This window comes from Methylomonas albis, from assembly GCF_014850955.1.
GTDB lineage: Bacteria > Pseudomonadota > Gammaproteobacteria > Methylococcales > Methylomonadaceae > Methylomonas > Methylomonas albis.
Genome location: NZ_JACXSS010000001.1, coordinates 4,632,361 through 4,650,898, shown reverse-complemented (window position 1 = coordinate 4,650,898; position 18,538 = coordinate 4,632,361). Strand labels below are relative to the sequence as shown.

22 protein-coding genes and 2 tRNA genes are annotated in these 18,538 nt (G+C 50.6%); 19 read left to right on the top strand and 5 right to left on the bottom strand.

From position 1 onward, the window contains the following. Nucleotides 1-5 precede the first annotated feature (5 nt). From hisF to EBA_RS20915, 5 genes are all read left to right on the top strand, one after another. Complete coding sequence (gene hisF / locus EBA_RS20935) at nt 6-779, top strand: imidazole glycerol phosphate synthase subunit HisF (protein WP_192376510.1); 774 nt, start codon at nt 6-8, stop codon at nt 777-779. Next, the gene (gene hisI / locus EBA_RS20930) at nt 776-1,162 is read left to right on the top strand and encodes a phosphoribosyl-AMP cyclohydrolase (protein ID WP_192376509.1); all 387 of its coding nucleotides are present in this window, start codon (nt 776-778) and stop codon (nt 1,160-1,162) included. Before hisF ends, hisI begins: the two co-directional genes overlap by 4 nt. A 9-nt stretch (nt 1,163-1,171) precedes the next feature. Continuing rightward, a tRNA-Thr gene (locus EBA_RS20925) sits at nt 1,172-1,247 on the top strand. Between the two features lie 266 nt (nt 1,248-1,513). After that, nucleotides 1,514-2,638: a fatty acid desaturase family protein gene (locus EBA_RS20920; RefSeq protein WP_192376508.1), complete on the top strand. Its 1,125-nt coding sequence runs from the start codon at nt 1,514-1,516 to the stop codon at nt 2,636-2,638. Between the two features lie 185 nt (nt 2,639-2,823). After that, nucleotides 2,824-3,009, top strand: a complete 186-nt coding sequence (locus EBA_RS20915; protein ID WP_192376507.1) for a hypothetical protein — start codon at nt 2,824-2,826, stop codon at nt 3,007-3,009. 124 nt (nt 3,010-3,133) lie between these two features. Here EBA_RS20915 and EBA_RS20910 read toward each other — a convergent pair whose 3' ends face one another. Beyond that, the gene (locus EBA_RS20910) at nt 3,134-3,307 is read right to left on the bottom strand and encodes a hypothetical protein (RefSeq protein WP_192376506.1); all 174 of its coding nucleotides are present in this window, start codon (nt 3,305-3,307) and stop codon (nt 3,134-3,136) included. Nucleotides 3,308-3,760: 453 nt separating this feature from the next. Between EBA_RS20910 and EBA_RS20905 the strand changes: the two genes are divergently transcribed. From EBA_RS20905 to EBA_RS20865, 9 genes are all read left to right on the top strand, one after another. Further along, complete coding sequence (locus tag EBA_RS20905; protein ID WP_192376505.1) at nt 3,761-4,225, top strand: DUF805 domain-containing protein; 465 nt, start codon at nt 3,761-3,763, stop codon at nt 4,223-4,225. A gap of 79 nt (nt 4,226-4,304) precedes the next feature. After that, nucleotides 4,305-4,781, top strand: coding sequence for a DnaJ domain-containing protein (locus EBA_RS20900; RefSeq protein ID WP_225616387.1), 477 nt, complete (start codon nt 4,305-4,307; stop codon nt 4,779-4,781). Nucleotides 4,782-5,017: 236 nt separating this feature from the next. Next, entirely contained in the window at nt 5,018-5,173 is a 156-nt protein-coding gene (gene cas6e / locus EBA_RS20895) for a type I-E CRISPR-associated protein Cas6/Cse3/CasE (protein WP_225616386.1), read from the top strand. Between the two features lie 59 nt (nt 5,174-5,232). Then, a complete protein-coding gene (locus EBA_RS20890; RefSeq protein ID WP_192376503.1) occupies nt 5,233-5,502 on the top strand; it encodes a type II toxin-antitoxin system Phd/YefM family antitoxin in 270 nt (89 codons plus the stop codon). Next, entirely contained in the window at nt 5,503-5,799 is a 297-nt protein-coding gene (locus tag EBA_RS20885; RefSeq protein WP_192376502.1) for a type II toxin-antitoxin system RelE/ParE family toxin, read from the top strand. A gap of 37 nt (nt 5,800-5,836) precedes the next feature. Further along, nucleotides 5,837-6,418 (top strand): type I-E CRISPR-associated endonuclease Cas1e, encoded by a 582-nt coding sequence (cas1e, locus tag EBA_RS20880; RefSeq protein ID WP_229427411.1) that lies wholly within the window; start codon nt 5,837-5,839, stop codon nt 6,416-6,418. Further along, complete coding sequence (locus EBA_RS20875) at nt 6,388-6,720, top strand: CRISPR-associated endonuclease Cas1 (RefSeq protein WP_225616384.1); 333 nt, start codon at nt 6,388-6,390, stop codon at nt 6,718-6,720. The genes cas1e and EBA_RS20875 overlap by 31 nt, the downstream gene beginning before the upstream one ends. Continuing rightward, entirely contained in the window at nt 6,701-6,994 is a 294-nt protein-coding gene (gene cas2e / locus EBA_RS20870) for a type I-E CRISPR-associated endoribonuclease Cas2e (RefSeq protein WP_192376501.1), read from the top strand. The genes EBA_RS20875 and cas2e overlap by 20 nt, the downstream gene beginning before the upstream one ends. 1,193 nt (nt 6,995-8,187) lie before the next feature. Further along, nucleotides 8,188-8,481, top strand: a complete 294-nt coding sequence (locus EBA_RS20865) for a hypothetical protein (RefSeq protein WP_192376500.1) — start codon at nt 8,188-8,190, stop codon at nt 8,479-8,481. 131 nt (nt 8,482-8,612) lie between these two features. Here EBA_RS20865 and EBA_RS20860 read toward each other — a convergent pair. The 3 genes from EBA_RS20860 to metG form a co-directional block, all read right to left on the bottom strand. After that, nucleotides 8,613-8,689, bottom strand: a tRNA-Arg gene (locus tag EBA_RS20860). A gap of 172 nt (nt 8,690-8,861) precedes the next feature. Further along, nucleotides 8,862-9,434, bottom strand: coding sequence for an RnfABCDGE type electron transport complex subunit B (locus EBA_RS20855; RefSeq protein WP_192376499.1), 573 nt, complete (start codon nt 9,432-9,434; stop codon nt 8,862-8,864). Between the two features lie 30 nt (nt 9,435-9,464). Next, on the bottom strand, nt 9,465-11,534 hold the full coding sequence (gene metG / locus EBA_RS20850) for a methionine--tRNA ligase (protein WP_192376498.1): 2,070 nt from the start codon (nt 11,532-11,534) through the stop codon (nt 9,465-9,467). Between the two features lie 266 nt (nt 11,535-11,800). Between metG and EBA_RS20845 the strand changes: the two genes are divergently transcribed. The 4 genes from EBA_RS20845 (at nt 11,801) to EBA_RS20830 (ending at nt 15,809) form a co-directional block, all read left to right on the top strand. Next, nucleotides 11,801-12,202 carry a hypothetical protein gene (locus EBA_RS20845; RefSeq protein WP_192376497.1) on the top strand — a complete coding sequence of 134 codons (402 nt, stop codon included), beginning with the start codon at nt 11,801-11,803 and terminating at the stop codon, nt 12,200-12,202. A 281-nt stretch (nt 12,203-12,483) separates the two neighbouring features. Continuing rightward, the gene (locus tag EBA_RS20840) at nt 12,484-12,732 is read left to right on the top strand and encodes a hypothetical protein (RefSeq protein WP_192376496.1); all 249 of its coding nucleotides are present in this window, start codon (nt 12,484-12,486) and stop codon (nt 12,730-12,732) included. A gap of 471 nt (nt 12,733-13,203) precedes the next feature. Then, nucleotides 13,204-13,542, top strand: a complete 339-nt coding sequence (locus EBA_RS20835) for a hypothetical protein (protein WP_192376495.1) — start codon at nt 13,204-13,206, stop codon at nt 13,540-13,542. Further along, entirely contained in the window at nt 13,539-15,809 is a 2,271-nt protein-coding gene (locus tag EBA_RS20830) for an EAL domain-containing protein (protein WP_192376494.1), read from the top strand. The genes EBA_RS20835 and EBA_RS20830 overlap by 4 nt, the downstream gene beginning before the upstream one ends. A gap of 24 nt (nt 15,810-15,833) precedes the next feature. Here the strand turns inward: EBA_RS20830 and EBA_RS20825 are convergent, their stop codons facing one another. Next, entirely contained in the window at nt 15,834-17,171 is a 1,338-nt protein-coding gene (locus EBA_RS20825) for a L,D-transpeptidase family protein (protein ID WP_192376493.1), read from the bottom strand. 259 nt (nt 17,172-17,430) lie between these two features. Here EBA_RS20825 and apbC point away from each other — a divergent pair, with 259 nt between their 5' ends. Further along, nucleotides 17,431-18,522, top strand: coding sequence for an iron-sulfur cluster carrier protein ApbC (gene apbC, locus EBA_RS20820; protein ID WP_192376492.1), 1,092 nt, complete (start codon nt 17,431-17,433; stop codon nt 18,520-18,522). Nucleotides 18,523-18,538: the final 16 nt, after the last annotated feature.

The following is an 18,538-nucleotide window of genomic DNA, read 5'->3' as shown; positions in this document are numbered from 1 at the left end:
AAGCAATGAGCCTAGCCAAACGTATTATTCCCTGCCTGGATGTCGATAACGGCCGCGTCGTTAAAGGCGTGAAGTTTGTCGATATCCGCGATGCCGGCGACCCGGTGGAGATTGCCCGTCGCTATGATAGCGAAGGCGCGGACGAAATCACCTTTTTGGACATCACGGCCACGCACGACAACCGCGACACGATTGTTCACGTTGTCGAACAAGTCGCCAGCGAAGTGTTTATTCCACTGACTGTGGGCGGCGGCATCCGGGTGTTGGAAGACATTCGTCGCATGCTGAACGCCGGCGCGGATAAGGTAGGCATCAACAGCGCGGCAGTATTTCGGCCGGAGTTCGTCAAGGAAGCGGCCGAGAAATTTGGCTCGCAATGCATCGTGGTCGCTATCGACGCCAAAAAAGTCAGTCTAGAAGGCGAGGAAAATCGCTGGGAAATTTTTACTCACGGTGGTCGCAAGCCGACCGGTATAAACGCTATCGAATGGGCCGTGAGAATGAAAGACTATGGCGCGGGTGAAATTCTGTTGACCAGTATGGACCGCGACGGTACCAAATCCGGCTTTGACTTGGCCTTGACCCGCGCTATCAGCGAAGCGGTCAGCATTCCGGTTATCGCCTCCGGCGGCGTCGGCAACCTGGATCACTTGGCCGACGGCATCATAGAAGGCAAAGCCGACGCCGTATTGGCTGCCAGTATTTTTCACTTTGCCGAATACACCATAGAGCAAGCCAAAAGGCATATGCAGTCGCGCGGCATAGAGGTACGCTTGTGAGCACAAGCTGGTTGGACGACATTCAATGGACCGAAGACGGCCTGGTGCCGGTCATCGCCCAGCTTCAGGATAGCGGTCGGGTGGTGATGTTTGCCTGGATGAATCGCGAGTCGCTGGCTTTAACTATTGCCGAAGGTTATGCGGTATATTGGTCCCGCTCCCGCCAGCGTTTGTGGCGCAAGGGCGAAGAATCCGGACATCGCCAAAAGGTATTGGATATTCAACTCGATTGCGACGCCGACGTGATCTTGATTAAAATAGAACAGGAAGGCGGTATCGCCTGCCACACCGGCCGGGAAAGTTGTTTTTTTCGTAGTCTAACCGACGGTGAGTGGCAAGCCACAGAGCCGGTGTTGAAAGACCCCAAAGCCATCTATAAATAACAATCATACGCCGGCATAGCTCAGCAGGTAGAGCAGCGCACTCGTAACGCGAAGGTCGTAGGTTCGATTCCTATTGCCGGCACCATTAAAAGATCAACACATTACCCTTTTTAAACAATTTGCAAAAGTTGCTTCGTTATACCCACGTGCAAAGTGCCGGTAAGGTTGAGAAAACATGCAAAATGCCGATGGTGTATAGACTTATGCCGTCTTATCCGGACAGTCGATTTGTCCGGATCGGGCTGGTGATTAGACCGCTAATTGCCAGTACAGTCCGGAGGCTTACAATCCCGACTTTTTATCCGAAGGTATTCAACTGCCTTCCCTTGCACTTTACAGAGACAACACATTTTGAGTTTAAATAGTTACCAGTCGGTTGATCGTGAGCAATTAGCCAAAGACATCAGTCAAATTCACAAACAAGCGTTAGTCGATATTGGTCCTGCCGATTTCGAGCATTTAAAAAAGATGGAACGTTGGGGGCGGGTTTGTTCGCTCATCGGCTATGCTACTGCCTGGATCTTCCCCAATCCCATTTCCGCACTGTTGATCAGTCAGGGTAGTTTTTCCCGCTGGACCGGGGTGGGGCATCCCATCGTGCATAAAGCTTTCGATAAAATGCCGGATGTGGACAAAAATTACACCAGCAAAAAATTTGCGAAGGGTTGGCGGCGGTTTTTGGATTGGCCGGACTGGATGACCCCGGCCGGCTGGCATCACGAACACGATTTATTGCATCATTACAACTTGGGAGAGGAAACCGATCCCAACAATGCCCAACACAATATGGAATGGTTGCGGCAATCCACGCTACCCATGTGGCAGCGTTATGCCATCGTGGCGTTTTTTTCCGGTATCTGGAAAATTATTTATTACACCCCGCGCACCCATAAAGAATTGGTTTTGAATGCCGCCCGCCTACAAGGCAAGCCCAAACCTGAAACCACACGTATCGGTGCCTGGAGCCTGTTTACCCCGCAAGGAAAGGCGTTGTGGCTGGAAAGCGTGTTGCCTTACACTGCTTATCGTTTTGTATTGTTGCCGCTGCTATTCTTACCGCTGGGCTCGTTTGCCGTTGTCAGCGTGTTGATTAATTCCATTTTTGCGGAGATTTTGACCAATATGCATAGCTTTTTGGTCATGATCCCCAATCATGCCGGCGACGACGTAATGATGTTCGATGAAAAATCGCATAGCAAGGGCGAGTTTTACTTGCGGCAGATCTTGGGTTCGGTGAATTATCCGACCGGGTCTAATGTCAACGATTTTTTCTACGGCTGGTTGAATTATCAAATCGAACACCATTTGTGGCCGGATTTGCCGCTAAGCCAATACCAAAAATTACAGCCGCAAGTGAAAGCGCTGTGTAAAAAGCATAATATTCCCTATTGTCAGGAATCGGTATTTAAACGCATGCTGAAAGCGGCGGATGTTATGGTAGGTAAAACCTCAATGCTGAAGCCAGCGATGGTTTAAAACTTCCAGCACGAGTTGCTCAAGTAACGACTTAATCAAACTTAAGGTGTTAGGCCAATGCTGTTATTCAAACAGGATTTAGCCAGACTTTTAGATATTTGATTTCTAGCCATTGGCAATACGTGCTATTTCATTTCAATACAGTTAATCTCCCAGCCAGACGAGCACAATCCACGAAAAATAATATGAGCGATAACAGAGACACCAAACCCGAACCCATTGCAGCAAAACCAAACTGGAATTACGACTCGTATTTTCTAGCCCAGCTTGAACGTATAAGTCAGCAGGCCGCTGGTAAGCAGCCCAAAAAACGTACTGCCGAGCCGGCCCCGAACGACGGTGCCGAAGCAGACGACGAACAGAGCAAATAGTTTTCTCTGCGTAAACCGCGCAATGCGGTTCGGCGTCGCTGTGCCTTAACCTTATCGAATTGATTGCAATTCTTGCAAATTAGGCCCGACAAGGATTTATAGGCAAATTATTCCGAACCCATCGCTAGGTGTATGGCGGTGATAACCGCCGGGGTTTTTCCTGAGGAATGCCGTCCGCTTCCACCCGGATTAAGTTGACGCCTGGATAGCGCTTGGCTATGTCTTGACGCTTGTTGTTGGCATCGACAGTCATTGCCGATGGGGCTTTCAACGCTTCCGGCGAGCGTAACACCAGCACCTATTGGCCGCTGAATGCAAACCCAGTAGCACACGCCCAGGGCGTGTCTATAGCGTTAAACGCCTGCTTCTCTACCGCCAATGTGGCGATCTTTAAGAATACACTCAGCCGGATGGGCCAATTTTATTAGTCCTTGCCCATGAATTGCTCGGGGTGCTTAGTTCTACTTTGTCAGATTACAAAAAAGGTGCGTCATACCCGCTGGGAAGCGGGTACCCAGTGCGATGGAGGGTAAGCTTCGATCTGTCCATGGCGTCCGGATTTCGGCAATCCCTGCCGAAACGACGGACTTAGAGATGCAGTTCGAGTAATCTGACAAAGTAAAATCAGAGTACGACGCGTACCGGAACTCTAATTCGCTGCTAAACGAAATTGAATAAAAATGTTTAAACAGGCGACACATTTTTCAGTATCGCAGTAATATCGCTATTTCAAGAATCTTAGGAGAACAATATGTACTGCCCAAATTGTGGAAAGCAAAATCCGAATCACGCGAATTTCTGTCTTGAGTGTGGGGCAACTATTCAGGCGAATACCGGGTATCGCGGACTCATGGGCAATAGTGGGGATATGACGTTTACCGAATCAGTGTCCAGCTGTTTTGCCAGGGCATTTGTTTTCAAAGGCAGAGCATCACGAGCCGAATATTGGTGGTTTGCACTGTTTAACCTATTGGCATCTATAGTGGCTGGGATGATAGATCAATCAGCCTACGGTGAGCCGGCAACCGTCACCGCAATCACCAACTTGGTCATTCTATTTCCTTCGCTGGCCGTTAATATCCGTCGCTTACATGACACCGGACATAGCGGCTGGTGGTATCTGATTATTCTGACTATTATCGGCATCATCCCGTACTTCATCTGGATGGTGTCAAAAGGCGATGACCGTCAAAACGAATACGGTGTTCCTGTTTAACATAAAAGCATTTTAAATTTTGCTGATCAGGCATTGAACTAGAATGACGACCGCCGTTGGCCTGATCGCCTCAGTTGTATTGAATATTATTTTGCTTGGATTCATCGTACTCAACCTTAGAAAAAATCGACTTAAAGATAGAAATCAAAAAAAGCCGCCACTTAAGACCGCTGCAAACCTAAGAACAATTTCCTGTCCATCCTGCTCGCAACACATTAAATTTACATTGCCGATTGACGGTAACAAAGCGCGATGCCGGAAGTGCAATGCACAGTTCAAACTGGATATTGACGATCACCGCAATGTCTATATAACCGAAATAAAACTACCTGAAGATGACCAAAGCGTTAAATCTTTGGAGGATTGCTACCTGATTCTTGGCTTGGCTGCAGATGCCATTCCGCTGGATATAAAAGCTGCCTACAAAAAGAAAATTTCCGAATATCACCCGGATAGAGTGGGCACCTTGGGCATAAAAATCAAGCAAATCGCCGAAGAAGAAACCAGGCAAATAAATGCCGCCTATGCCATGCTGCAAGAGAATGGCATGGTGTAAGGCCTGAGCTTCGGGCTCAATCGCTTTGATAGCCGCTGGTTATTCTTGAGCGGGTTTAATGTTAAATGGATTGGCGTTTTAACACGGAAGTGCGGCGCCGCGTACTGAATGAAGAGTGAGTCTAGCTGTTAAAGACTGGTTCTCGGTAAGTCGCTAGCGGCGCGAGTCGATGACTTCTTGATGAATGCCAGAAGACGACTAGACTGCTTGGCGGCGGATCATATGCTTGGCACAGTTTGGATAGCAAGGGTAGAAAGGCGGGTTTCAGCTCGATCGACTTTACCGGTCAACTGCAAATTACCGATGTCGAAAAATTTGAGCAGGCGCTGTTTCATGGTATTGGCCGATCAAAAGCCTTTGGCTGCGGATTGCTTATGATTCGCCGAGTCTAAAAGCAGCACCATTTAACAAGTGCTAAAATCAGCACTCCAAAGCGCACAGGTAAAATGCCATGCAGATTAAATTTTCCGAAGACGTTATTCCGCTTACCGACCTGAAAATCAACCCAGGGAAGGTGATCAATCAGGTAAAGGAAACACACAGACCGGTGCTACTGACCAGTCGTGGCCGAGGTGTCGCCGTGGTGCAGGACTTGGATGAGTACGAAAAAAATCAGGAAGAACGGGCTTTTATGAAAGCTGTCGCTCAAGGCCTGATGGATGTGAAAAATGGTCGGACCATGGAATTGGCCGAGGTGAAAGCCAAGCTGGGTATCGGCTAAATGAAGCTGCTGATTGCCGATTCCGCATTCAACGATCTCTTAGACATTAAAGCGTATTATCTGGAACAAGGCGTGCCGCATATTGGCGATAAGTTTGTTGCAGACATCGTTGCTCATCTCGAAACCTTGGTTGAGCATCCGGAAATCGGTAGAGTGGTTCCCGAATTTCAAGAAGAAAAAATACGCGAGCTGATTCATTCGCCTTTTCGCATGGTGTATTGGTTGGAAGATCGGACAATTCATGTCATCAGGGTATGGCGTAGCGAGCGATTGTTACAACTGCCCAACTTTAATTAGCACCAACCCCATGCTGCCACCCCTAAAGCCCATCGCCATGAAAGAACGTGTCTCCATGGTCTTTATAGAAAAAGGCCAGATCGACGTCAAGGACGGCGCCTTTGTCGTCGTCGACGAAACCGGCATTCGCACCCATATTCCGGTCGGCTCCATCGCCTGCATCATGCTGGAACCCGGCACCCGCGTCTCGCATCACGCCGCCGCGTTGGCGGCCAGGGCAGGGACCTTGTTGGTCTGGGTCGGCGAAGCCGGAGTCAGGTTGTATGCCGCGGGCCAGCCGGGCGGTGCCCGTTCGGATCGTTTGCTGTACCAGGCCAAACTGGCCTTGAGCGACGACGCACGCTTGAAGGTGGTGCGCAAGATGTACGAAATCCGTTTCGGCGAAAAACCGCCGGAACGCCGCAGCGTCGAACAACTGCGCGGTATCGAGGGTGCCAGAGTCCGCAAACTGTACCAGTTGCTGGCTAAACAGGCCGGTGTGGACTGGAAAGGTCGCAATTACGACTACACGCAATGGGACAACAGCGACACCGCCAACCGCTGCCTCAGCTCCGCCACTGCCTGCTTGACGGCATCTGCGAAGCGGCGGTGCTGGCCGCCGGTTACGCGCCGGCCATAGGGTTTATTCACACCGGCAAGCCCTTGTCTTTTGTGTACGACATTGCCGACTTGTTCAAATTCGACGACATCGTTCCGCACGCTTTCAAGATCGCCGCCAAAAACTATCCCAATCCGGAACGCGAAGTGCGGCTGATGTGTCGCGACGTGTTTCGGCAAAGCAAAATTCTGCGCAAAATCATTCCCACCATAGAGGAAGTGCTGGCCGCGGGCGAACTGGAAATCCCCAAGCCGGCGGAGGAAAACATCGCCCCGGCCATCCCCAATTCTGAGAATATCGGCGATGTTGGTCATCGTAGTTGAAAACGTGCCACCCCGGCTACGCGGACGCCTGGCGGTGTGGCTGATCGAAATCCGCGCCGGAGTCTACGTTGGCGACTTGTCGGCCAAGGTGCGGGAGATGATCTGGTCGCAAATCGAGGATGGCTTGGAAGAGGGCAACGCCGTGATAGCTTGGTCTACCAACACCGAATCCGGCTTTGATTTTATGACTTTAGGAAAGAATCGAAGGCTGCCGGTCGAGCTGGACGGCTTGAAGCTGGTGTCGTTTTTTCCGATCGAAGGCGAGGAAAGCTAGCATACCGGTTTTTCTCCCTCCCTCACTGGTCGCGTATCTAAAGCGCGGTCGTCCTGCGGAGGAGGGGGCGAGGACAAAAACAGCGCTAAATCGACTTGCAAACCGAATCTCAGGCTACGAGTTTTGCTGGCTCTTTAACAACCTGGAAAAGGCAAAAAATTCGGTAGAAATTTCGCCGGGTTGTTTTTATATGCGTAACAATGAGTTACGATTAGTGCGTTCCCCGCACCCGCGGGGATGAACCGCAGATCGTTTCCGTGGCGGCGTCAATTATTCCGCGTTCCCCGCACCCGCGGGGATGAACCGGCTGCCGCCGCGCCCGGCATGCTCAGTATTTTGCGTTCCCCGCACCCGCGGGGATGAACCGCAAATCCTGAAGGATGCGCATAAACGTCCTTAGCGTTCCCCGCACCCGCGGGGATGAACCATGCGCCGGTAAATAGACGTTTAAACCCAAACCGCGTTCCCCGCACCCGCGGGATGAACCGGCTTGACCGGAGTCGCTCAATCATTAAACCAAGCGTTCCCCGCACCCGCGGGGATGAACCGGGTTCGATACATCTATACCGGCGCGGTTGCTGGCGTTCCCCGCACCCGCGGGATGAACCGGGTTCGATACATCTATACCGGCGCGGTTGCTGGCGTTCCCCGCACCCGCGGGGATGAACCGCATGGCGCGTCGATACGGTATGATTCAATCGGGCGTTCCCCGCACCCGCGGGGATGAACCGTCACAGTCAACGCACTCAATCTGCAGCAGGGTGCGTTCCCCGCACCCGCGGGGATGAACCGTACCACGACTAAGAAACAACAAGTGACTGATAGACTCCAGGTGTTATCGTGCTGCACGATCCGTGCAATACGGGGTATTCTGTCGTGGCTGGCATTTCTGATCGGCTTGCCTGCGGGAAATTGCTAAAATAGCCGGCTGGCAGCAAAATTTGGGTGAACACCCGTTACCGTTTCGCTTATGCGCGCCTGGAATCGATTACGCAACAGCGTATCGATTGTTGATAACGCGTGGTCTGCGTGTAACAGTGCGTTGATCGTGTACATGCGCCTCGGGTGAGGTATTTATTCGTTGGCCCGGCTTGATTTGACCTGTTTGCCTGGGATTTGAAGAGGAATTTATATGATGGTGCAGCAAGGCTACGCCGAAGTGACCAGGGCCGATGCGCCGGAGATGATGGCATATGACGGGTGTAAATACCGAGAATTCGCTGCTGTCGACTACTATCGTCATTACGCCTGATATGAATAATATCCCACCCAAACGCGCCCTGGGCCGTGGACTTGAAGCCTTATTAACCGATATGCCGGCTAAACCGGTAACGGATAAACAAAGCATTGACGCGAATCCCGCTCTGGTTCGCGCCATCCGCCAAGAAAATAGCCATTTGCTTCAAGAAGCCGAAGCATTAAAGATGCTGTTGGAGGAGCTCGAAAATGTGTTGGGCGACTTTAATTCGGATTCGCCTATTTATTAAACGCCCGCAAGATCAGTGTGACAGAAGCGGGTTTGCCGGGGATGACAACAGAGTTTTTTGCATTCCTTGGTATCAGGGTTTTCTCGGCACCATGGTACGCAGAGTCAAGATACGGTAGGAAAGATGTCAAATGGCGCGCCCGAGAGGATTCGAACCTCTGGCCTCAGCCTCCGGAGGGCTGCGCTCTATCCAGCTGAGCTACGGGCGCAAGTGATTTGCGGTCAAACAATACAGTCATTTCGGTCAAGCGGTGTTGACCGTTACCCTAATCCTGAAAACTGACGGACTGTGTCTTCAGGGCTATCTAGCAGCCGACGGCCACTTTAGGTAAGCGCGCCATTATAAGATTAAATGCAGTTAAAGTCATTGCCAATCCAGGTTTAAACACTGGTTTTTCCTTTATTTAGTTTCGCCAGTAGCTGCTTTTGCCGATTCAGCCGCTCGGATTTTTCCGCTTCGACTTTGGCTTGCCGTTGGTTTTTGGCTTGATGACGCTGTCTGGATTGGTCTGCGTTGGCTTTGGTCCATTCGGTGTTTGCAGGGATCATGCTGATGCAGTTGACGGGGCAAGGCGCGATGCATAATTCGCAGCCGGTACACAATGCGGCGATTACGGTATGCATGTGCTTGGATGCACCAAGGATGGCATCGGTGGGGCAAGGCGGTAGGCATTTGGTGCAGCCTATGCAAGTCGCCTCGTCGATCACTGCTACTTGTAGTGGGCGCTGGGCACCAAATGCCGGATTCAAAGGCTTGGCGGGTAATTTTAGTAAATCGGCCAGTAATTGGATACCTTGGTCGCCGCCCGGTGGACACTGGTCTATGTCGGCTTGGCCGCAACTGATGGCTTCCGCATAAGGCCGGCAACCCTGATGCCCGCATTGGCGGCATTGGGTTTGCGGTAGTAGCGCGTCGATTAGGTCGACTAAAGATGCCTCGCTTTGCTTGCTCATTGCCAATTAGTTGTTCGTCAGCACTTTACGTTATTTAACCCGCATGCCCGGCTGCGCGCCTTGGTCTGGTGACAGCACCCAAATGTCTTTGCCGCCGGGGCCGGCCGCCAGCACCATGCCTTCCGAGGTGCCAAAGCGCATTTTGCGTGGCTTTAAATTGGCGACTACCACGGTCAGCTTGCCTTCCAATTCTTCCGGGGCGTAAGCCGATTTAATGCCGGCGAAGATGTTGCGGGTTTCGCCGCCCAGATCGACGGTCAGTTGCAGCAGTTTTTCCGCGCCTTCCACCGATTCCGCCTTGACGATGCGAGCGATGCGTAAGTCGATCTTGGCGAAGTCTTCGATTTCGATGGCTTCGGCGATGGGTTCGGCTATGGCTTTTGACACTTGCTCCGGGTTTGTGGTCACGGCGGCAACTGGTTTGGCTGGCTTAGCTGTTACCGGCGGGGTTTTTTCCAGGTTTTCCTTGGAGGCTTCCACAATCGCGGCGATTTTGTCCGGTTCTACTCGGGTCATCAACGGTATGAAGCTATTGATTTTATGGCCGAGCAGCGGCTGGGCATCGCTGGGCCAGCTTTGCGCGGTAATGTTCAAAAAGCTTTCGGCATTGTTTGCTAGCGTTGGAATCACCGGGCGCAGATAAGCTACCAGCATCCGAAACAGGTTGACGCCCATGCTGCATACCGCATGTAACTCGGCGTCACGGCCTTCCTCTTTAGCGATCAGCCAGGGTTTCTTCTCGTCGATGTATTGGTTGGCTTTGTCGGCCAACGCCATGATTTCCCGCATCGCTTTGCCGAACTCGCGGCTTTCGTACAGATCGGCGATGGTGCTGTTGGCGTCCACAAACTGTTGGAATAAAGCCGGCTCGGCGCATTCAGCCGAAAGCATGCCATCGAATCGCTTGGCGATGAAGCCGGAACAGCGACTGGCGATGTTGACCACTTTACCTACCAAGTCGGAGTTGACGCGTTGGCTGAAATCGTCGAAGTTCAGGTCTATGTCGTCGACGCCGGCGCTAAGTTTGGCGGCGAAGTAATAGCGCAGATATTCCGGATTCAGATGATCCAAGTAAGTGCGAGCTTTGATAAAAGTGCCGCGCGATTTGGACATTTTCTCGCCGTTTACGGTTAAGAAACCGTGGGCGAAAATCGCGCTGGGGGTGCGGAAGTCCGAGCCGTGCAGCATGGCCGGCCAGAACAGGGCGTGGAAATAAATAATGTCCTTGCCGATGAAGTGATAGAGCTCGGTGGTGCTGTCTTTGCGCCAATAGGTGTCGAAATCCAGGCCTTGGCGGTCGCAGAAGTGTTTGAAACTGGCCATGTAACCAATGGGAGCATCCAGCCAGACATAAAAATATTTGCCCGGCGCATCGGGAATTTCGAAGCCGAAATATGGTGCATCGCGGGAAATATCCCATTGTTGCAAGCCGCTTTCCAGCCATTCCGCCATTTTGTTGCTGACTTCCGGTTGTAAGTGGCCGGCAGTAGTCCAATTGCTTAGCATCTCGGAAAAATGGCCCAGTTCGAAGAAGTAATGCTCGGAGTCTTTTTCGATGGGCCGTTCGCCGGAGATGGCGGAGACGGCATTTTTCAATTCGGTCGGCGAATAGGTGGCGCCGCAGGCTTCGCAGCTATCGCCGTATTGGTCGGCCGCGCCGCATTTAGGGCATTCGCCCTTGATGAAGCGGTCCGGCAGAAACATGTTTTTGACTGGATCGTAAGCCTGGGTGATGCTGCGTTGGCTGATATGGCCGCCGTCGAGCAGGCGTTTGTAGATCAGCGCCGAGTATTCTTTATTTTCCGGAGAATGGGTGCTGTGATACTGATCGAAGGCTACGCCAAATTCCTGGAAATCGGCGCGATGTTGTTGTTCGACAGCAGCAATCAGCTGTTCCGGAGTAATGCCTTCCTTGTCGGCGCGCAGCATGATCGGGGTGCCGTGGGTGTCGTCGGCGCAGACGTAATAGCAATTGTGCCCGCGCTGTTTCTGGAAGCGTACCCAGATGTCGGTTTGAATATATTCGACGAGGTGGCCTAAATGGATCGGGCCATTGGCATACGGCAGGGCGCTGGTAACAAGGATTTTTCGGTTAGACATGGGGGTTAAAACAGCCTGGGAAAATGAGGGCGGATTATGGCATAAATCGCCTGGGCTTTCATGGTTTGGGCGGCAGCTTGCCGTTTGCTTGCCTGCTTGGGAAGTGTGGGGCGCGGGGTGTTTCGTATCTTTGGTAATAGGGATCAGTAAGGTACAATTCCGACGAAGCCTACAGCTTCAGCGCTATGCTTTCAGGCATGGCACGCTAAGTCAGCTTGGCCTTACCCATTTTTGAACCACTTAAACCTATAAGAAGAGGTAACATCATGAGAAAAATTTTGTTTCTGGCCATCGCAATGCTGGCTTCCGGTACTGCCGCAGCTGCTACCGACCATTATTTGTTACGCGACGGCAATCATGTGCAGCATTTAAAGGTTACGACCTTAGGTAAAGAAATAAACGCGACGGTGGATGTGGATTTTGAGCCAAACCCCGATGAAGCCGGCAAGCACGCCTGTTCCGCAATGGTATCCGATGAAGCCAAAAGCGTAGGCGAAAACGAATTGGTGTTGAAAAAACACATTGAGGGCCAAGCTCGCTCTTGTTCGGTGAAGATCAAATTGACGCCTAACGGTGCCAAACTGGAGCAATCGGAAGAATGTACTTACTTCGCGGCCGGTATCTGCAGTTTCTCCAGCAATGATAAGGAACTGGTTAAAGTCAAATAAATCCCTGGCGCAATGGCTTTGGCTCATTGCGCCGTCTTCTGCTTTTCTCTATCAGCTTGCTTGGGCTGGCAAATTGTGTTTTGTTGTTAACGCTTTTTATCAGTTGTTTTTGTGATTTATTTTCTAAAATTGTGTGATATGCCGCACTGTAGAGACATTTTGTCGCGCGGCAATAAGCCACATTTTAAACGTTAGGATTCTTTGTTAGATTATCGCCAGCTCATGCGGACATGTATGAGCTTTAATCGCCCCCCGATAACCGAGAAGCCAAGGAGTTTATTATGAAAAAAGCACACATGATGATAGTAGCCGCTGCCGTTGCTGCGCTGGGTTTAACCACCGCACTGAATGTTACCAATGCTAATGAAGCGGCTAATGAAGAGGTAAAAACCGTCGCCTGGTATGTTGCCAATATCCACGATGCCAGAGCCCAAAATCAAGCTTGTCACGATAACCCAGGTATTCAGGGTAGTGCCAATTGCGCCAATTCTTTGCATGCGTTGGAAATCGCCTTTAAAGGAGGTAATTGATCCCTTGTATGGTCGGACTTTTACCTATTAAACCTGTCTGCTTCGTTAGCTTGCCGACTAAGGCTTTGCGAAATGAGTAGGTGGTTTTGATAAATATGGTCTGATCGAGATGATCGTTTGGGTGGATAAAGCCGCCTGTTTTGTGACCGGACACTCTCCCTCCCTTTGATCGTCCGGATAGCGTTTGCCGGTTTGTCTAGTTGATGACCATCGTCTGGCTAACCAAGCCGGCAACGCGATACAAGCTTCTTATTTTCCGAGTGCTTCCCTTCATCCCTGCTTAACCATTGTCGCTAAAGTGTGTGGCTTTAGCGCTAGTTTTTAAAATTCCCTTTCGTCATTTCCATGACATGTGGCCGAGCCGCATGCCAAGTCTATAAGCCGGCGTGCGGCTGGTACTAAAATAATTCCGGAAATTGAAAATCTGCTAAATTAACCATTTAATTTGTCAGACAATTCGATCATTTGACCATGTACAAAGCCAGCCAAAATCAAATTCACATTTCTGCCAACTTAGGCGAATACGCTATTCCACCGTTAAAAGACATGTTGGTGCTAGGTAAGGAGTCTCCGATTGGCTGCATTGCCATGCGTCGGGCCATTGAGTTACTGGTGAAGGCGCCGTTTGAGCATGTTGAGTTAGATGACGATGTGATCAGCGATATTTTGGTACGACAAAGCCTGTTGAAGCGTATTAGCAAAGACGCGTTGATGGACTTTGTATTGAATCAGATAAAGCCGTTGATGAGTGCTGATGAGATATTGCATGCGGAGATGGATATTTCCGTCCAACTAAATACCAAGCTATGAAGCAACTGGTGGTTGGCGATTGTTTATGGCCGCACGTTTGTCGGGTTAAGGAAGAGGATCGCCCTTATAGCGTTGCAGGCAATATCGTTTTTGCTGTTTTTCGGGACGCGTCGGCGGAGGATTTTTGCGGCTTGGCCACCGATCACGATATATCGAAACATCCCAATTGGATTTTTGCCGATTTGGTGGAGCATCGGCCTCTGCTTAGCATCTCTCCTAGGTTTGGCGTTCGCAAAGCTTTAGGTCTGCTGGATGAAAATCAGCTGGGCGCCTTGGCGGTAGTCAACAAAGGTCAATTCGTCGGTGTGGTTACCCGGCAAAGTATTTTGGAAGCGCTACTAAATCGCGAACGGCAATTACTGAAAGAGACTATGCGCCTTAAGATTGCCGCGGAAATCAACCACGAGCAAGCCGTCGTGTGGGTTGAACGCTTGGCAGCATTGAACGATGCCGCGCGCAGTTTATTGGGCGTGTTGGCGCATACGTCGATCGAAATCGAGTTATTGCAGGCCGGCATCGATGCACTTTGCAATTTGTTGGATGCCCGTTATGGTGCTATTGGGATAGTCGATAATGTTGGTGCGTTGAAGGAATTTATTTATGCCGGAATTAGCGACGAACAGGCTGTGCAAATAGGGCCGCTACCCGAGGGGCGAGGCTTGTTGGGGGCAGTGATTGAGGAAAATGTCTCGTTAAGGCTTGCGGATATGAGTAAGGACCCACGTAGCGCTGGTTTTCCGCTGCATCATCCGCAAATGAAATCCTTATTGGCAGTGCCTATTTCCCATCAAGGCCGGGTGTATGGGCGTATCTATCTCAGCGATAAGCATAGCGGCGAGCTGTTTACCAAGAATGACGAAGAACTGGCATTGAGCTTTGCGCATTCGTTATCTCTGGTAATCGACAACGCCCGCGAGATCGAGGAGGTGAAACGTGCAAGACAACGCCTGGATTATATTGCCCATTTCGATGCGCTCACCGAGTTGCCGAATCGCACCTTGCTGACCGACAGAGCCTTGCAGTTCATTACACAAGCGCAGCGCAAGAGCGAGATTATTGCGTTCCTATTTCTCGATCTGGATAATTTTAAGGCGATCAACGATACCTTTGGGCATGCTGTTGGCGACGAATTGCTTAGAGGGGTTGCCAAGCGAATTTCCGCATGCTTGCGGGAAGGCGATACGCCATCCAGGATGGGCGGGGATGAGTTTATTATCATGCTGCCCAATGTCGGCGATAGTCTCGATGCCGCCAAAGTGGCCATCAAAATACTACATGCCTTGAACGAGCCTTTGCAGATTGAAGAGCATCAAATCTATTCTCGGGCCAGTATCGGCATCAGTATTTATCCGGATAATTCGCTTTCGTTTGACGAATTACTGGCGCAGGCCGATTCTGCTTTGTATCACGCCAAAAAACTGGGCAAAAATAATTATCAGTTTTTTACCCCGGAAATGAATAGCGCCGCTCAGCATTATCTGAAATTGGAGCATCATTTGCGCCAGGCGTTGGAGTTGGGTGAGCTGATGTTGCATTATCAGCCGCAGGTGAAAATTGACAGTGGTTGCATCATTGGCATGGAGGCCCTGGTGCGTTGGCACAATCATGACTTAGGCATGGTCATGCCTGATCAATTCATCGGTTTGGCGGAAGAAACCGGGCTCATCGTACCTATCGGCACTTGGGTATTGCGGACTGCATGCGAACAGGCGCGCGCTTGGCAATTAGCCGGGATGCCGATTCGAATTGCGGTCAATTTGTCCGGAAGGCAGTTTCACCGTTTCCAGGATCAGCGCCAGTTGTTGGATGTGGTGTTGGATGTTTTGCAAGAAACCGGGCTTTCGCCGGAGTTGCTGGAGTTGGAAATCACTGAAAGTATCTTGATGCATAAGCTTGATACTACGCTGGATACGTTGAATCAGATCAAGAAGCTGGGGGTGCGGATTTCGGTGGATGATTTCGGTACCGGTTATTCTTCGCTGAGTTATTTGAAGCGTTTTCCGTTAGATACCTTAAAAATCGATAAATCGTTCGTGAAGGATATTTGTACCGATGCTAACGATAGAGCGATTGTTTCGGCTATTTCGGCAATGGCGGGGCAGCTGAAATTGGAGTTGGTGGCGGAAGGTGTTGAAAACCAGAGTCAGTTGGACTTTTTAGTAGGCGGCCAGCAGTGTAATTACGGGCAAGGTTATTATTTCAGCAAGCCCGTGCCAGCCGAGCAGGCGTTAGCCTTGTTGACGCAATCCGCGTTGCAACACCAATAAGTCGCGCTTACCTATTAGCGGTGCTCAGTTTCTTGTCGCCTGCTTCGGATCGATAGCTTTGACCTCCATATCGAAATTCAGCTTGATGCGTTGTGCAACGGTTTTGGCTTCTTTCTTATTCTTAAACGGTCCGGCGACTACTTGGAAGCCACCATCCTTGGCAATTTTACGCGCAGGAATCGGCGGTCCTTGGTGATTGAGCATGGCTGCAAGTTTTTGTGCGTCGGTTTCGTTTTCGAAATTGGCGGCCAGAATCGACCAGTCCTTATCGCTCAAATCGTTTATGACCGGTTGTCCGTAGAATTGTTCGGGATGTGCCAGTTGCACCGCATCGGCAGTTAGTTCGGGCAGGTCCGCACTGTCCGGCAATACTGGGGTCGGGACGCCGTCGGCACGTTGCAGGATACGCTCGACTTTACCCCAATCAACGGTTGCTTGTTTTTCAGTCGCTAGTTGTTGCAGTTTTTTGCGAATATCTTTTTGCAATTGTTTTTGCTGTTTTTCCCATTTGTCCAATGGATGGTGGGCTTCCAGATAAAGCATATCATCTTGCCAGGTTGCCATATAGGGCTGGTGGACGATCCTTACCGGCGTGCCTACTTCTACTTTGTTGAATAGGGCTTCTATATCTTCGGGGTATAGCTGTACGCAGCCATGACTGACTTGTAAGCCGATCCCGTAAGGTTTGTTGGTGCCGTGGATCAGGTAGCCGCTGAAGCCCAGGGGCATGGCATAGCTGCCTAGTGGGTTGTCAGGGCCGGCGTGTATTACTTTCGGTAACGGGTCGCCCAGTGCCTGGTGTTCGCGGTGAATCGACTCCGGAACCGTCCAGTCCGGATTGGCCTTTTTCGCGACAATTTGGGTTTGTCCCAGTGGCGTGTTCCAGCCCTGGCGGCCAATGCCAACCGGATAAGTCAATACGCTATCGGTTCGGTTTTTGGGATAATAGAACATACGCATATTGGCCAGATTCAGTACGATACCTTTGCGCGGGGCATCCGGGAGTACGAAACGCAAGGGCAGCAGCACAGTTTGTTCGGCTGGCAAGGTCCAAGGGTCTAGATTGGCATTGGCGATAGTAATATCGTTGTAACCCAAGCCGTAATGGCGGCCAATGTCGGAAAGTGTATCGTTTTCGTGGCTGCTGATACTGGCTAAGGCGCCGACCATGCCTTGGTCACTGCTCAGGTTAAACTCATGACTGGCTATATTGTTGGGTTTGGAGTTCCAGACTATGTGTTCCGGCTGGTCGTCGGAAAATAACGGTATGCTTTGGCAACCGCTAAGCAAGGCGCTGATGATCGTCGCAACGAATACTAGCGGTATCGGTGAAACAGCACGGTTTTGAATGACTGCTGACATGTTTATGATAGGCGCGGATAGTGACGGAGCTGGATGATTGAAGGTAAGCGATCCAAATTAAAATCAGATTAAAGCGGCATTAAGTCCTAATTAAGAATCAACTATTAAGGCTAAGTGTTAATTCATTACGATAAAGCATTATTATGCAAGAGAAAACTATTTTTTAACAATGGCGCGAATTTAATGACGTCCTTTTAAGGTGTTATCATATCCGCACTGTTTTACTTGGTTGTTATTTCCCATTACTTCGGAGTTCCGCATGGCGAACATTGACAAAACGGCTGTCGAAAATTTACTTAAACATTTTATCGACCCGAATGTGGAAACCGACTTGGTTTCGGCAAAATCCGTTAAGAAAATCAGTGTGGATGGCAGTGATGTTAGCGTTGTTATCGAGTTAGGTTATCCGGCTAAAAGTTATCTTGATGAGTTGAAGTCGACGCTGATACAGCGCCTGCAAACCTTGCCCGGTGTTGGCAAGCTGGATGTGGCAGTAAGCTTCAATATCGTTTCGCATTCGGTGCAAAAAGCACTAAAGCCCTTGCCGAATGTGAAAAATATTATTGCGGTGGCCTCCGGTAAGGGCGGGGTTGGCAAGTCGACCACTTCTGTGAATCTGGCTTTGGCTTTGGCGGCGGAAGGCGCCAATGTGGGCATTCTGGATGCCGATATTTATGGCCCCAGTATTCCGACTATGCTGGGGCTGTCCGGTAAGCCCGATAGTCCCGACGGCAAAAGCATGTTGCCGAAAATCTCGTTTGGCGTGCAGACCATTTCGATTGGTTATTTGATCGATCCGGACCAGCCGATGATCTGGCGCGGACCTATGGTCACCGGTGCTTTGCAACAGTTGCTGAATCAAACTCAATGGCAGGATGTCGATTATCTGATTATCGATTTGCCACCGGGTACCGGCGATATTCAGCTGACGCTGGCTCAGCAAATACCGGTGAGTGGCGCTGTGATCGTTACCACGCCGCAGGATATTGCCTTGATTGATGCGCAACGTGGTTTGGGAATGTTTGAAAAGGTCAATGTGCCGATATTGGGGCTAGTAGAAAATATGAGCATGCATATTTGCTGCAATTGCGGTCATGAAGAAGCGATATTTGGTCAAGGCGGCGGTGTAGCGATGGCAACCAAGAATAAGCTGGATTTGTTGGGATCTTTACCGCTGGATATTCATATCCGCGAGTATGCGGATAGCGGCAGGCCTACGTTGGTCGCCGATCCGGATGGTCGCCCGGCGCAGATCTACAAAGCGATTGCGCGGAAGATGGCGGCCAAGTTGGCGATGCGTGCCAGGGACTATAGTGGTCGGTTTCCAAATATTGTTATCCAGAATACTTGATAGTCCCGCCTGCCGA

Coding starts and splice junctions, on each gene's coding strand:
- cas2e (WP_192376501.1), top strand. CDS start 6,701: ATGTTGGTCATCGTAGTTGAAAACGTGCCACCCCGGCTACGCGGACGC.
- EBA_RS20825 (WP_192376493.1), bottom strand. CDS start 17,171: ATGTCAGCAGTCATTCAAAACCGTGCTGTTTCACCGATACCGCTAGTA.
- cas1e (WP_229427411.1), top strand. CDS start 5,837: ATGAAAGAACGTGTCTCCATGGTCTTTATAGAAAAAGGCCAGATCGAC.
- EBA_RS20845 (WP_192376497.1), top strand. CDS start 11,801: ATGAGAAAAATTTTGTTTCTGGCCATCGCAATGCTGGCTTCCGGTACT.
- hisF (WP_192376510.1), top strand. CDS start 6: ATGAGCCTAGCCAAACGTATTATTCCCTGCCTGGATGTCGATAACGGC.
- EBA_RS20830 (WP_192376494.1), top strand. CDS start 13,539: ATGAAGCAACTGGTGGTTGGCGATTGTTTATGGCCGCACGTTTGTCGG.
- metG (WP_192376498.1), bottom strand. CDS start 11,534: ATGTCTAACCGAAAAATCCTTGTTACCAGCGCCCTGCCGTATGCCAAT.
- EBA_RS20885 (WP_192376502.1), top strand. CDS start 5,503: ATGAAGCTGCTGATTGCCGATTCCGCATTCAACGATCTCTTAGACATT.
- EBA_RS20835 (WP_192376495.1), top strand. CDS start 13,204: ATGTACAAAGCCAGCCAAAATCAAATTCACATTTCTGCCAACTTAGGC.
- apbC (WP_192376492.1), top strand. CDS start 17,431: ATGGCGAACATTGACAAAACGGCTGTCGAAAATTTACTTAAACATTTT.
- EBA_RS20855 (WP_192376499.1), bottom strand. CDS start 9,434: ATGAGCAAGCAAAGCGAGGCATCTTTAGTCGACCTAATCGACGCGCTA.
- EBA_RS20890 (WP_192376503.1), top strand. CDS start 5,233: ATGCAGATTAAATTTTCCGAAGACGTTATTCCGCTTACCGACCTGAAA.
- EBA_RS20865 (WP_192376500.1), top strand. CDS start 8,188: ATGACGGGTGTAAATACCGAGAATTCGCTGCTGTCGACTACTATCGTC.
- EBA_RS20840 (WP_192376496.1), top strand. CDS start 12,484: ATGAAAAAAGCACACATGATGATAGTAGCCGCTGCCGTTGCTGCGCTG.
- EBA_RS20905 (WP_192376505.1), top strand. CDS start 3,761: ATGTACTGCCCAAATTGTGGAAAGCAAAATCCGAATCACGCGAATTTC.
- EBA_RS20915 (WP_192376507.1), top strand. CDS start 2,824: ATGAGCGATAACAGAGACACCAAACCCGAACCCATTGCAGCAAAACCA.